Genomic DNA, 12,778 nt, shown 5'->3' with positions numbered 1-12,778 from the left:
CACATTCCGGCCAACGTGCTGGAAAAGCTCAGGATTTCGCTTCGATTTTAGACCTGGTAGCGCGTCCCTCCCCCGCTACCATCTTTCCCCACACTCCTTTGACGCGGTTCGGATAGGCCTTTTCGCCCAGCAGGGCGTTTAGCCGGCCTGCGATCTCCACTGTTACGCCGCCCGGCCGCTCTGGATCGCGGAAAACGGTGACGGTCTCGACGAGGTCCCTGATAGCTTCGGCGGCCTCTCCGTCGCCCGCGCTGATACCCTTCGCTAGCGCTTCCTCAAGACGGCCGAGTTGTTCCTCATACCGCTTCAGAATAGCCGGATGCAGCGCAACTTCCTTTGCGGCCGGCGGTGCATTCTGCAGCTCCTCGGAGATGCGCTTTCGTTCGGCACCCAAGGCCGTCGATCTTGGGCCAAGAATGGATGGGTCTCCGAGTCCCTTTGCGATCGCATCAACCAGTCGGTCGATCTCCCTGTTCAGTTTTCCGAGCTGCTGCTCAAGACCTTGTCTCTTCGCAACTGACGCCGATGCGAGACGTTTCCTTTCCTCGAGGTATGTGCGCACGTACTCGGAAATGACTTTCGGCGCGCGCAACTCGGCCTTCAGGCCACTGAGAACTGCACTCTCGATCCTGTCCAAATAGAAGGTCTTGGCGTCGGGGCACGTTCCGCTCTCCGTGTCGGCCGAGCAGCGAATGCGGACACGCCCCGATTTGTCCCGTCCATTGGTTGCCATGCCGGAGCCACATGAACCGCAGCGGATCAGGCCAGATAGCATCCGACGGGGCCGACGTTGACGACTAGGATGGGTACGACCACGTTCCTCTTTGCGCTTCTGAGCCGCTGTGAACAGTTCCGAACTGATGATTGCAAGATGCGGCACTTCAGCGATCTGCCAGTCACTTTTCGGATTGGGGCGTGACAGGCGCTTTCCAGAATCGGGATCTTTCACCATCCTGACCTTGTTCCAGACGAGGCGTCCTACGTAGAGCTCGTTCTGCAGAATGCCGGCACCCCTTTCTAGGTTGCCATTGATGGTTGAAGCATTCCACGCGCGCCCACGTGGGGGTGATACTCTCTCCTTGTTGAGGTCGTGCGCGATTTCGCGAGGCGTCCGACCGTCGACGTATTCCTGAAAGATGCGCCGGATCACTTGTGCCTCGGCCTCGACGACGACCCGCTCGCCGCTTCTGCCGGCGATCGCCGCGTACCCGTACGTCAAGCCACCTCCAGCCAAGCCTTGCTTGATCCGCCCAGCCTGGCCACGACGCACCTTGTGAGCGTTATCCTCGCGATAGAGCTGTCCGACCAGGCCGCGAAGACCGACCAGTACAGTATTGACCACGCCTTCGTGCACCGCCCGGATCTCGATACCGAGAAAAGATAGCCGCTTATGGATGCCCGCGAGATCTTCCATGTCGCGGGAGAGACGATCAAGTGCTTCGACGACAACAACATCAAAGGACTTCTCTCTTGCATCGTCCAGCAGCTGCAGCAAGCCGTCGCGCCCCATCAACGAGCCGCCGGAGCGGGCTCGGTCTTCATAGGTGCGGATGACGCTCAATCCATCGCGACCAGCATAGGTCTGACAGAGCGAAAGCTGATCCTCAATCGATCGTTCGTTCTGAAGGTCTGTCGAGAATCGGGCATAGATCGCCGCTCTCCTTTTTGCTTCTTCGATTGGCTTGTTCTCTCTCATGATCTTCCCTTGCAGCCAGACGAGCGAGTACGCGTGCAAGCCGCAAGATCGCCTCGGCTGGACTCGGCTGCAAGGGTAATTTCTGACAGGTATCCCGCACGATCGTGCCTCTAGATCGCCGCGCGACCTAACGAAGTGCGCGCACCGGTGCTCGCGCCTATTGATAAAGTGTCGGTGGCAGCGGCCATTCTCGATGTGTTCCTTAGACACTTGCAGAAGAAGTCTTCAGAGGTCCGCCATGCGATTGGACGTCGTTGCAAAGCGAATCCACATAAGGTCCGGTTCGACTACGTATTTGTTGATCACCATGAGACGCGCGATCCTTGACTCTTTCAACTGCAGGCCAAGCAAGGTTGCGGTATCTTGCGCCCAGACGGGGATGCATGCGTCATCTCGGTATGGCCGATGACGGTTTGGTCAAGTCGATCATCTTCGCGTTACCTCATCGCTTGCTGCTCGACGTGTCTTTGCCTCACCAGGACGTGCTCAGCGTAGTCCGCCGATTTCCACGTCCTGGGTCTTTGGTCTGAAGTGCAGATCGGCGTCGGCGAGCTTCCCGTCTGCCGGTGTGGATCGCCCATGGCGAAGGTGCTCCGCTGCCGAGAGCGCCCCGGATGGGGATGTTACCTTTCCTGCAAGGCCTGCGCTTCGCTTTCGCGATGAGACGATTCCCTGCTTATGGCTTGACGACCTATGGCAGCCGTCCCGCCGTCCGAAACCCTCGCACGCTTCTTTTTTCCCCGCCGGCAAGCCGGCTCCTCGCGACCGCTTCGCTGCAAAAAAGACACTAGCTCGGGTGCGCCGCTGCGCTTCGCCCCAAAGGTTCGGCAGCGCTCCGGCCGCCATGACGGTCTCGCCATCGCAGGGGATCGGCCCAGCGGCAACGAAGGAGACAGACCATGACTGCAATCGGATTCGTCACCCGTACGGACAACGGCGGCTTCAGGGGCGAGCTCAAGACCTTGTCCATCCGCGCCCACATCGACATCGTCCCCAACAGCGGCAAGTCGACCGAGGCTCAGCCGGATTTCCGCATCATCGCGCAGGGAGTCGAGATCGGAGCCGGCTGGATCCGGCGCGGCGAAAGCAGCGGCAAGGACTGCGTCAGCCTGTCACTCGCAGCACCTGAACTTGGGTCTCGCAAGCTCTACGCCAACCTTGGCCGAGCCGTCGGCCTGGGCGATGACAACGGCTTCTTCCTGATCTGGAATCCTGGAGACTAGCCCAGGATTTTGGGCTCCCGCGCGAAGCGCGGGAGCCTTTTCTCTAAGCTTCAGGCAGACGCCTATCGACTGTCATTGCCGGTAGCTCGGATGACTTGTTCCTGCCTGATGACGCGCTCTGCGCGCGGGTGCTGCGCGGAGCATCGGTGGCAAGCCGGCCACGAGCCCGCGCAAGGCTGCAAGCGGTCAAAAGGAGATGCTCATGCCGATGGCCCGCAAGCAACCTGCAAAGGAGGCTCCGGCAAAGAATCCCGCAGCCAGGCCGCGGCGGAAGTCAGCTTGGGTTTGTCCTGCCGATGGCGATTCACATCCGCCAGTCGCTCTGATCAGGTCGTAACGCGCCGTCGTTCGAGGTTTGGAGCCAAATAGGCGGCCGCGTCCTGTTCGCTACATGTTGCACGCTCGCAGTGATGGTTGGCGGAAGCCGAAAAATTTGCAGCCTGCGCGGGTTAAGAAGAAGCGCTTCCCAACAAATCAATGACTCGAAGAAAAAAGCGCGCGGTGAGGTCCAGTTTCGTCGAACTAGGTCATCGTGACGGCTGCGATCCCTCGCGCAAACAGATGAGGATCACGCGCGCAATATATCGCTATTATGTAATGTGTCGCTCGCCGGAGGCACTCGCCCGCGGTCCCCGCCGTCATTGCATGCCGGCGTCGCTGTCACTGTCCCGCGTTCGGGTGCCTTGTTAACCGGTCTCGCGACTGCAGTCGCCTCGGTGCCCGCGGGCATTGCATGCCCGCGTCGCTATCACTGCCCAGTCGGCGGCTGCCTCTTTGATCTTGTCACTCTTGGCTTGATTTCACTTCTTCCGGGTTGCTCAGCGCTCTCATCGTCGAGAGCTACGGGGCTCCGCCCCGCGCGCGCGCCAGGGTAGCGCGCCGGCTATGCCGGCGCCGCCCCGAGCGGTCTCCCCGGTCTTCCGCGCTTCGCTCATTTGCCGACCTTGGACGAATTGGGACGCGCTTGTGCAGACCCGCTTCTCGCGAAGCGGCCCTCATCGGGCGGGAGATACCCCTCCGCTCGGGGCGCCCTGGCACTTGCTACCCCCGGCCTCGCCGACGGGCAGGGGCGCAGGCGCGGAGTGCGCCATGCACCCATGGAAGCAAAAGGAAGAATGATCATGTCGGCCAAATCAGTTGAAATCATTCCCGTGAGCGGGACGGAGGTTCTCATTCCGCTCAACAAGCTCAAGAAGTCCCCGAACAATGCGCGCAGGACGCCGCACAGCGAGGCGGCGATCGAGGCTTATGCGGCGAGCATCGCCGCCAAGGGCATCCTGCAAAATCTGGTGGTCGAGCCCGAGTTTGACGGAGAGGGAACGGCCACCGGGTTCTATTTCGTGACCATCGGCGAGGGCAGGCGACTGGCCCAGCTGCTGCGGGTGGAGCGCAAGGAGATCAAGAAGGGCGAGCCGATCCGCTGCATCGTCGATACCGCGAACGATCCCCACGAAATCAGCCTGGACGAGAACGTCACCCGGGAAAGCATGCATCCGGCCGACCAGTTCGAGGCGTTCCGGAAGCTCGCGGACGAGCGCGGGCTTGGCGCGGAGGAGATCGCGGCCCGCTTCGGCGTCACGGCCCATGTTGTGCGGCAACGCCTGCGGCTCGGCGCTGTTTCGCCCAAATTGGTGCAGCTCTATCGCGAGGGCGATCTGACGCTTGAGCAGCTGATGGCCTTTGCCATCACGGACGATCATGCCCGGCAGGAAGCCGTCCATGAGCGCCTGCCCTTCGACCCGGATGCCGGCACCATCCGTCGCCTCCTCACCGAAACCCATGTCGCCGCCACGGATCGCCGCGTGCGTTTTGTCGGGCTCGAGGCCTACACGGAGGCGGGCGGCACGGTGCTGCGCGACCTCTTCACCGAGGATCGCGGCGGCTATCTGGAAGACGTCTCGCTGCTCGATCTCTTGGTGACGGCAAGGCTCGGTCGCGAGGCGGATAACCTGCGAGCGGCCGAGGGGTGGCGGTGGACGGAGGCCCATCTCGACTTCCCGTATGCCCACGGCATGCGCCGGGTCTACCCGCATCCGGTCGAGCTTTCGGCCGAAGATCAGGCCGCGCTTCAGGCGGTCCAGACCGAGTTCGACCGGCTGACCGAGCAGCATCAGACGGCCGAGGAACTGCCCGACGACGTCGACGCGCGGTTCGGCGAGCTTGAGGCCGAAATCGAGCGGCTGGAGGCAAAACGGCAGGCCTACGACGCCGGCGACGTCGCGCGCGGCGGCGCGTTTGTGATCCTCAATCACGATGGCACCGTGCGGGTCGAGCGGGGTTTCATCCGCCCGGACTACGAGAAGCCCGAGGCAGAAACCGGCCCGGAAAGCGATGCCGAGGCGGGGGACGAGGGGGACCGGGAAGGCGAGGAAGCCGCTCCGGATGGCGAGGACGACGAGGGCGCGAGCGACGAGGAGGACGATAACAAGATGCTGTCCGACGCTCTCGTCCGCGACCTCACCGCGCACCGAACCTTGGGGCTGCGGCTCAATTTGAGTGAGCAGCCTGACGTCGCCATTGTGGCGCTCGCCCATGCACTCGCCGCCCAGATCTTCTATGTCGGCGCGGCCGCGCATGTGGTCGGCATCCAGCCGGTGAAGACTGATCTCGCCGCGCATGCGGACGGGATCGAGGACACACCGGCCGGGAAAGCTTGGTCGGATCGCCATGCCAATTGGGCACGGCAGATGCCCAAGGGCGTCGCCGGACTGTGGGACTTCGTGGCCGAGCTTGACCACGACAGCCGCATGGCGCTGTTCGCGCATTGCGTCTCCCTCACGGTCAATGCGGTCAAATTGCCGTTTGACCGGAGGCCGCGGGCGCTGGCGGCGGCCCGCCGTCTGGCCGAGGCCGTGGCCCTCGACATGACCTACTACTGGCGCCCGACGGTGCGGAGTTATCTCGGCCGCGTCACCAAGGCGAACATCCTGGCGGCGGTCCGCGAAGGCGTCGGCGGGGAGACGGCCGAGCGCCTGTCGGCGATGAAGAAGGCTGATATGGCGCAGGCCGCAGAGCAGCTGCTGGCCCCAACTGACTGGCTGCCGTCGCTGCTACGGACGGCGGTGCCGCGGGAGCAAACCGATCTCCAAAGCGAAGCGAAAGGCAGCGAACTCCGGGCGGAAGCCGCGGAGTGAGACCAGCGCCGGGGCCGAGTAGGCGGTCCTTGCGGGCTTCAAAATTGCGGCCGCGCACCAGATGGTGCGCGGCCGATTCCATAGATGCAAAGCGGCGATTCCCCATTCAAGCGCTCCCTCCATCGGGGGCACGATCCGTCCGATCTGCGCCGATTGCTGCGCCAGGGAGGCTGTATCGTGGCTCCTTCGACCTTCACCAGCGAGGCATAGACCGGGTCTGGGAAGCGCGGATCTTGATCGTACGCATCCAGCGCGCATTGGTGCGGACAATTCTAGCGGCGCGATCGGTTCCTTGCGTGCAAATGCGGTTGGGTTCCTAGCGTCGATCTCGCTGCTTCCTCGCGGCGATTGATGCAGGGGCTTCGCTCATCTTCGTCCGATCCGGCCGGTGTCTGATGCTGTGACGGGGCCAGTCGCCATGATAATCTCCGTCAGTTCCGTTGTGGGCTCGCGTCCAACGCAGTCACGATTGGGCTGATCAAGCCCGGGGGACGGCAAGAGCCTCGATCGCCTTCCCGCAACAGCTCATGCCTGCTTTTTTCCCCCGCCGCGAAGCCGCGGCATTCCTCGCGGGAAGACAAAAAAGCAGGCTTATCGCCGTCCTCCGCTGGCGCTCTGGGCCTTAGCGGCTGCGGGCCGATCGCTCCCAGGGCCAGGGATCGCCATCGAGGCTGCGATGGACGCGGCCCGAGCAAAACAGACGGAGATTATCATGGCGACCATCGGCACTTTCACCGCTTCGGACAACGGCTACACCGGCTCGATCAAGACGCTGACGCTCAACATCAAGGCCAAGCTCGTCGTATCCGAGAAGGACAACGACAAGGCTCCCGACTACCGCATCTTCGCGGGTAGCACCGAGTTCGGCGCCGCCTGGAAGAAGACCGCTCGCGACAGCGATCGCGAATATCTCTCGGTCAAGCTCGACGATCCGAGCTTCCCAGCCCCGATCTACGCCTCGCTGGTCAAGGTCGAAGGCGAAGAGGGTTTCAGCCTGATCTGGTCGCGCCGCAACGGCGACTGACCCTGACGGATCATCGGCCCCGCCTCCTCGGAGGCGGAGCGTTTTTTGCGTTTCTCGCCCCACCTTGGGAAGAGCAGGGCAGTACTCTCACGTTCAGAAGAGGGCTTCGCCGCGGGCCAAAATGCGATCGATCGGACGGATTTTGGGGCGGTTTTTTGGGCTCAGCGAACGGAATTGTGCAGCACATCTGCTTCGATTTTCGATCTGGCGGAGGTGCTATTTCGCCTGTTTTACAAGTCGCAATGACGCGTCCGCTGTGGCCTCTAGAGCTCGAATTGCTCTTCGTTTCTTGAACGAAAGTCCTCAAATTCATGCGTTGAGAATCAAGCGCGCCGTAAATCGACTTGGCGATTTGAGCAAAGCCAGGCCAACCAGGCATGAGGACGGAGCAGGGTAGGGCGTAGTGCCGCCCGTAATCGGTCTGCGCCCAAACTTGCGGCAGCTGACGTGGTCCGCGAGCCGAATAACCCGCACACTCCGCCGCCTCAGCAACGCGGGAGGCGTGCGATGGAATGGTTCTGTGGACTGGATGTCGGCATGGACGAGAGCGCGATTTGCGTGGTCGACGACCGCGGCGCGGTGGCGCTGCAGACCACGGTCGTGACCGATCCGGAGGCGATCAAAACGGCGCTCAAACCGTATCTTGCGCGGCTGCGGCGGCTCGGCCACGAGGCCGGGGCGCTGTCGCCCTGGCTGCATCCGGAGCTCGTCAAACTGGGCTTGCCGGCGGTGTGTCTGGAGACCCTGCACGTCCGCGCGGCGCTCAACGCGCAGCGCAACAAGACCGACAAAACCGACGCGCTCGGTATCGCCCACATCATGCGCACCGGCTGGTTCCGCCGTGCCCATATCAAGAGCGAAGCCTGCTACCGGCTGCGGCTGTTATTGACCCACCGGCGCAATCCGAAGCGCAAGTTTTTGGACCTCGAGAACGCGGTCCGGCACTCGCTGAAGGCGTTCGGCATCCGCCTGAACCGGGTCGGGCGGGGCGGTTTTGCGCAAGCGGTGCGCGACGCGGTGGCGCACGATGCGCTGGTCTCTGAACTGATCGACGCCATGCTGAACGCGCGCGCGGCGCTGTGGAAAGAGTACTGCCGGCTGCACAATCTGGTGGTCAAGCTGGTCGCCGGCCACGCGCTGTGCCGCCGCTTCATGCAGATTCCCGGCGTCGGCCCGATCGCGGCACTGAGCTTCATGACCGCGATTGACGATCCTTCCCGGTTCAGGCGCTCGCGCGACGTCGCCGCCTATTTTGGCCTGACCTCGCGGCGCTGGCAGTCGGGCACCTCGATCGACGTCCAGGGCCGCATCAGCAAGGCGGGTGACGCCGATGTGCGGCGCGCGCTGTACGAGGCGGCGAGCGCGCTGCTGACCCGCTACAAGAAGAAAGACAAGGTCAAAAGCTGGGGCCTGGCGCTCGCCAAACGCTCTTCGCACCGCAAGGCAACCGTCGCGGTGGCGCGCAAACTCGCCGTGATCATGCACGCGATGTGGGTCGACGGCACGTTCTATTGTGGTGATCCGGACGCCGCCAAGGCGGACGTCAGCGCACGCGCCGCCGTCAAGGAACGCAGGCTGCTCGCGCCCCTCGCGTGAGGTCGCCGGGCCTGATTTGGGAGATCGATTGTGCTGATCAACGCGACGTTTTGAACACGGAGCTCCGCGACGAGCGGATGAGACCTGGTGCAGATCCACGACGACGGAACGCACGTTATCTTGCGTGTGGCCAGGCCCCTCGCGGGGCGACTGGACCACGCGATAGTGCCTGTGATGTGGCTCCGTCCAACCGATGGAAAGATGCGCCGCGACGGTTATCGGCTGCCTTGTCGCAGCGAATTTATCCCCGTCGATGAGCGCGCAAGAGTGCACGGCGCACCTGGACTCTCGCCTTCGCCAACGCTTCGTGGCGTCGATGCAAGGACCTTGTCACAGCAAAGAGAGGAAGCCAGAATGGGTGAGATGAAGCGCACAACACGACCGAGTAAGCGTCCGGAGCCTGCACCTGACCTTATTCCGTGACGGGATTCTCGGCTTTCCAAGCCCACGGCAGCAACTCGTCGAGGCGGTTGACAGGATATCCATCGACCATGCGAGTGAGCACATCGCGAAGGTAATCGTAGGGTTCGACACCGTTCAATTTGCAGGTTTCGATCAGTGAACAAAGCACCGCCCAACGTGTTCCACCGCCATCGCTCCCGGCAAAAAGGTGGTTCTTGCGCCCGAGTGCGACAGGGCGGATCGCGCGCTCGACAGGGTTCGTATCGAGCTCAACGCGGCCGTCATGCAGGAAGCGTGTCAGTCCATTCCAGCGCGAGAGCGCGTAACGCATCGCCTCGGCAAGCTTGGCGCGACCGGGCAGCAAGGGGAGCTGCGTCTCGATCCAAAGCCGGAAGTTATCGACGTGGGGCTTGGATAACGAGCGCCGCGTGACCAGCCGATGCGCTGGCGATTGACCGCGGATTCTGGCCTCTACGGCGTAAATTTCGCTGATCCGACGAAGCGCTTCTACTGCCAAAGGTGCGCCGTCGGCCTCGGCAATTTCGTAAAACTTGCGCCTGGCATGGGCCCAACAGGCGGCAAGAATGATGTCGCCATTGCTGGTCAACTGCTCGAAGCCGGCATAGCCATCGACGTGCAGAACGCCCTTAAAGCGCTCGAGATGCGAGGCGGGACGCTCGGCCTTTCGATCCGGCGCAAACAAGTAAACTGCTGCCGGCGGTGCCGGTCCACCCCATCCGTGTTGATCGCGGGCATAGACCCATAACCGCCCGGTTTTGGTCCGTCCTCGGCCGGGATCCAGCACCGGGATTGGCGTGTCGTCGGCAAAAAGATGGTCGGAGGCGAACACGTTTTTGCACAGCCGTTCGTGCAAACTCTCAATCCACCAGCAGGCTCCGCCGACCCAGCCAGCAAGGGTCGAACGCTCGAGTTCGACGCCGTGCCGCGCAAAAATCTGCGCCTGGCGATAGAGTGGCGTGTGGTCGCAATACTTGCTGACCAGCACCTGGGCGAGCAGGGCGGGCGTGGCCAATCCACCAGCGATCGGCCGCTCCGGAGCAGGGGCCTGGGTGATGGTGCCGCAGGCGCGGCAGGCAAATTTCGGGCGGCGGATCCGCACGACGCGCAGCTGAGCCGGCACCCAGTCCAACATCTCGCTGACGCTCTCGCCAATGGCATGCAAGGCCCCGCCGCAGCCCGCGCACGCCGCGCTACCGACGCCGAGAACGACCTCTTCGCGTGGCAGATGATCAGGGAGCGACTTGCGTTTCGGCGGTGCATCCGGAGTGTCAATCGGCTTGCAAATTTGACCCCTCATCGGCGTCCAATTTTGACCCCTTCGGGCGGCGGGGTTTGCTGGTAGCGCTCGTCTCGTCGGAGCTGGTCGGGATAGCGGAGGCGAGACGAGCGCGGGTGATGTGATCGTCGTCTCGGCTTTTGAATCGCCAACTGTCGTTGCCGGTCTCGACGATGTCGCAGTGGTGGGTCAATCGGTCGAGCAGCGCGGTGGTCATCTTGGCATCGCCGAACACGCTCGGCCATTCGCCGAAGGCGAGATTGGTGGTGACGATGACGGAGGCGCGTTCGTAGAGGCGGCTAACGAGATGGAACAGAAGCTGGCCGCCGGACTGGGCGAAGGGCAGGTATCCGAGTTCGTCCAGGACGATGAAGTCCATCCGGGTCAGATGCTCAGCGAGCCGGCCCTGACGTCCGCTGCGGGTCTCGGTCTCGAGGCGGTTGACAAGGTCGACCACGTTGAAGAAGCGGCCACGGGCACCGGATCGGATGCAGCTTCTGGCGATTGCGATGGCCAGGTGAGTCTTGCCGGTGCCCGTGCCGCCGACCAGGACGACGTTGCGCTGCTGAGCGATGAAGCCGCCGCCGGCAAGATCATTGACGAGCGTCTGGTTGATCGGCGTTCCGTCGAACTGGAAGTCGGCGATATCCTTGGCGAGCGGCAGTTTGGCGATGGTGAGCTGGTACTTGATCGAGCGAGCCTGCTTCTCGTTGATCTCGGCGTTGAGTAGGTCGCCGACGATGCGCTGAGGTTCATGCTGTCGCTTGATGGCGGTCGCCATGATCTCGTCGAAGGCGGCCTTCATGCCGTAGAGCTTGAGCTCGCCCATAAGGTCGAAGATTTGAGTTCGTTCCATCAGCTGGTCCTCCGGAGGTTGTCGTAACGGGCACAATCGGCGATCGGCGCATGGCGGAGCGTCAGTGCGGCCGGCGTCATGATGTTTGCCGGTGGAGCGGGTTCGCGTTGCCTGGCCAGGATGTTAAGCACGACGTCGGCGGAGTGGACGCCGTGGCCGAGCGCTTCGGCACAGGCGGCTTCCACCGCCGGCAGACCGTCGGTCAGCACCGCGTTGAGGATGTCGACCATCTGCCGATTGCCATCGTCGGTGCTGGCAAGCCTGCGACGGATCCGCTCGATCGCGGCCGGCAGCACCCAGTCCTTGAAGGGAGCGCCATTGCGCAAGGCGCCGGGTTTGCGAGCGAGCACCGGCACATAATGCCAGGGATCGTAGGTCGTCTCGCCGCGTCCGAAGGATCGTGGGTGCTCCGCGACGATGCGCCCATCCTGACGGATCACGATGCGGTCGGCATAGGCCTGAACCTCGACCGGGCGCCCGACTGCGCTGGCTGCGACCGAGTATTTGTTGTTGTCGAAGCGCACCAGACAGGTCTTCGAGACCGACGCCGTCACCGCATGGAACCCGTCGAACCGGCCGGCATAGGGAACGAGCTTGGGGCGTTCGGCTTCGAACACCTCCCAGATCGTCTGGTCGGCCAGCTCCGGATGGCGATGTGCCTTGGCGTAGGCGATGCATTTGTCGAGCAGCCAGGCGTTCAACTCGTCCAGGTTTTTGAACCGCAGCCGCGGCGTGAAGAAGCGCTCCCGGACCAGCCCGACCTGGTTCTCGACCTGGCCCTTCTCCCAGCCCGAGGCCGGCGTACAAGCCACCGGGTCGACCAGGTAGTGGCTGCACATCTGCAGGAAGCGGCGATTGTAGAGGCGTCCTTTGCCGACGAAGATCGTCTCCACCGCAGTCTTCATGTTGTCGTAGATGCCGCGACTGCAGGTGCCCTTGAACAGGGCGAACGCCCGGTCGTGGGCGTCGAACACCATCTCCTGCGTCTCCCGCGGATAGGCCCGCACGAACAGCATGCGGCTGTGGCAGAGGCGGACATGGGCGGCCTTGACCATCACCGTGGTGCCGCTCAACAGCACCACCTCGTGGCTCCAGTCGAACTGATAAGCTTCGCCTGGCGCAAAGCTCAGCGGGACATAAGCCGCAGCCGTCGATTGCCCGCGCTCCTTACCCCACTGCCGGGCGTAACGCCGCACCGCATCGTAACCGCCGTCATAGCCGCGGCCGCGCAGCTCCTCGAAGATCCGGATCAACGTCAGCTGTTCACGTGTGGATTTGACCGCGTTCGCCGACAGCAACCCGTCGAGTTCCGATGCCCATCGCCCCAGCTTTGGCCGCGGCTGCACCGACCGCTCGTACTCGAACGAAGTCTCGCCCGACCTCAGCACCTTCCGGACCGTGTTCCGAGACACCTTCAGGTCGCGGGCGATCTCCTTGATCGTTTTGCCCTTGATGAAGTGCTCGCGCCGAATCCGCGCAATCGTCTCCACGACCAGCATCCCCAACCACCTGCTTCATTCCAAAGCAGGCAGCGCAACAGACCTATCTGT

The 12,778-nt window shown here is 63.1% G+C and carries 6 protein-coding genes and 2 pseudogenes; 4 read left to right on the top strand and 4 right to left on the bottom strand.

The annotated features are described in order from the left end of the window. Positions 1 to 28 precede the first annotated feature (28 nt). Complete coding sequence (locus tag XI02_RS36810) at positions 29 to 1,696, bottom strand: recombinase family protein (protein WP_172646935.1); 1,668 nt, start codon at positions 1,694 to 1,696, stop codon at positions 29 to 31. 899 nt (positions 1,697 to 2,595) lie between these two features. Between XI02_RS36810 and XI02_RS36805 the strand changes: the two genes are divergently transcribed. From XI02_RS36805 to XI02_RS36790, 4 genes are all read left to right on the top strand, one after another. Next, positions 2,596 to 2,919, top strand: a complete 324-nt coding sequence (locus XI02_RS36805; RefSeq protein ID WP_018273524.1) for a DUF736 family protein — start codon at positions 2,596 to 2,598, stop codon at positions 2,917 to 2,919. 1,121 nt (positions 2,920 to 4,040) lie between these two features. Further along, positions 4,041 to 6,053, top strand: coding sequence for a ParB/RepB/Spo0J family partition protein (locus tag XI02_RS36800; protein WP_172646936.1), 2,013 nt, complete (start codon positions 4,041 to 4,043; stop codon positions 6,051 to 6,053). Positions 6,054 to 6,765: 712 nt separating this feature from the next. Next, a complete protein-coding gene (locus tag XI02_RS36795; RefSeq protein ID WP_172646937.1) occupies positions 6,766 to 7,077 on the top strand; it encodes a DUF736 domain-containing protein in 312 nt (103 codons plus the stop codon). A gap of 507 nt (positions 7,078 to 7,584) precedes the next feature. Beyond that, positions 7,585 to 8,673 carry an IS110 family transposase gene (locus tag XI02_RS36790; protein ID WP_172646938.1) on the top strand — a complete coding sequence of 363 codons (1,089 nt, stop codon included), beginning with the start codon at positions 7,585 to 7,587 and terminating at the stop codon, positions 8,671 to 8,673. A gap of 412 nt (positions 8,674 to 9,085) precedes the next feature. Here the strand turns inward: XI02_RS36790 and XI02_RS36785 are convergent. From XI02_RS36785 to istA, 3 genes and pseudogenes are all read right to left on the bottom strand, one after another. Continuing rightward, positions 9,086 to 10,360: pseudogene (locus tag XI02_RS36785) on the bottom strand (IS66 family transposase); the annotation flags it as partial. Between the two features lie 4 nt (positions 10,361 to 10,364). Then, positions 10,365 to 11,228, bottom strand: a complete 864-nt coding sequence (istB, locus tag XI02_RS36780; RefSeq protein WP_172647601.1) for an IS21-like element helper ATPase IstB — start codon at positions 11,226 to 11,228, stop codon at positions 10,365 to 10,367. After that, a pseudogene (gene istA, locus XI02_RS36775) lies at positions 11,125 to 12,727 on the bottom strand (IS21 family transposase). Before istA ends, istB begins: the two are co-directional and overlap by 104 nt. Positions 12,728 to 12,778: the final 51 nt, after the last annotated feature.

The organism is Bradyrhizobium sp. CCBAU 21365, assembly GCF_015291305.1.
Classification (GTDB): domain Bacteria; phylum Pseudomonadota; class Alphaproteobacteria; order Rhizobiales; family Xanthobacteraceae; genus Bradyrhizobium; species Bradyrhizobium elkanii.
Note: the sequence above shows the minus strand (reverse complement) of the source record. Positions and strands in the feature narration are given on the sequence as shown.